The organism is Nonomuraea sp. NPDC049784, from assembly GCF_040659615.1.
Lineage (GTDB): Bacteria > Actinomycetota > Actinomycetes > Streptosporangiales > Streptosporangiaceae > Nonomuraea.
In genome coordinates, this window is the sequence record NZ_JBFAMX010001214.1 from 1 (window position 1) to 1,357 (window position 1,357).

1 protein-coding gene and 1 pseudogene are annotated in these 1,357 nt (G+C 73.0%); both read left to right on the top strand.

Annotation, left to right across the window (positions count from 1 at the left end):
• Positions 1–500, top strand: a pseudogene (locus tag AB0J09_RS64825) (hypothetical protein); the annotation flags it as partial.
• The coding region (locus tag AB0J09_RS64830) for an ABC transporter permease (RefSeq protein WP_360714455.1) at positions 497–1,357 on the top strand (861 nt) is incomplete at its 3' end. The pseudogene AB0J09_RS64825 and the gene AB0J09_RS64830, both read left to right, overlap by 4 nt.

Here is a 1,357-nt window from a genome sequence, read left to right on the forward strand (position 1 = left end):
GCAGCGGATCGTCGTCGTCAGTGGCGATCATGATGTTCATGATCGTGATCAGCATGGCGGTCCTGGTCACCTCGACGAGGTGCGGCGGCGGTGTCTCGGTGGTCCTCTCCAGCCACCGGATGGACGACCTCGCCGCGCTGTGCTCCGAGGTCACCATCCTCGCCACCGGGCGGGTCGTCTTCTCCGGGCCGGTGAGCAAGCTCGCCGCCGAGAGTGGCGAGCTCGACTACCGGCTGCTCACCTCCGACCCGGAGGCCGCTCACCGGCTGGCGTCAGAGACGCCCGGGCTCCGCGTCCTGCCTGGCCGCGACCCCGGTCAACGATCGGACACCGTCGTCGTCCGCGGGCCGGTGACGGCCCTAGACGAGCTGGTCGTACGGCTCGTGCAAGCCGGCGTGGCGCTCCGAGAGCTGGGGCCCGTGGTGGCGCCGCTCGAAGCCGCGTACCTGGCCCTGACCGGGACCGTACCCGCACAGACCGACCGGGAGGACCTGCGATGACCTCGACCGTCACCGAACCCCGGGCCGGCGCCCGGCCGGCGCCCGTGCTGCACGGCTACCGGTTCGAGCTGGTCAAGCTGCTCTCCCAGTGGCGGATCCGCCTGCTGCTGCTCGCCTGCTGGCTCGCTCCCGCGGCCTTCGTGGCCGCGGTGAGCCTGCAGAGCTCGCTACCCACCGACACGGTCTTCGGCCGCTCGATGAACGCGACCGGCTGGGCGGGGTCGCTGGTCGTGCTGGACTTCGCGTGCAGCTGGGCGCTCCCGCTGCTGACGGCGCTGGTCGCCGGCGACGTCTTCGCCGTCGAGGACCGGCTGGGCACCTGGCGCCACCTCCTCGTTGCGGTCCGCTCCCCGCGGCGGATCTTCGTGGCGAAGACCCTTGCCAGCCTCACCGTGATCCTGCTGCTGGCGGCCGGACTGGCCGCTTCGAGCGTCGCGGGGGGCCTGGTCGTGGCCGGCAACCGGCCGCTCATCGGACTGGACGGCCATCTCCTCGCCCCGGCGGACGCGGCCGGCACGGTCCTGCTCTCGTGGGTCTGCGCGTTGGCGCCGACGCTGGCGTTCGCCGCGGTCGGCCTCCTCGGCTCAATCGCCCTCGGCCGCTCTCCGATGGGGCTGCTGATGCCCCTACTGCTCGCCTTGGCGCTGCAGCTCGCACAGCTGCTCCCGCTGCCGGTGGCCTTGCAGCTGGCCCTGCCGAGCCACGCCTTCCTCGCCTGGCGCGGGCTCTTCACCAGCCCGGCGCAGGCGGGCCCCCTCCTCATCGGCCTCGCGGTGAGCCTCGCGTGGGCGGTCCTCGCCGCCGCGCTGGCCTACCGCCTGTTCCTGCGGCGCGACTTCACCGACCTCGCGTACGAC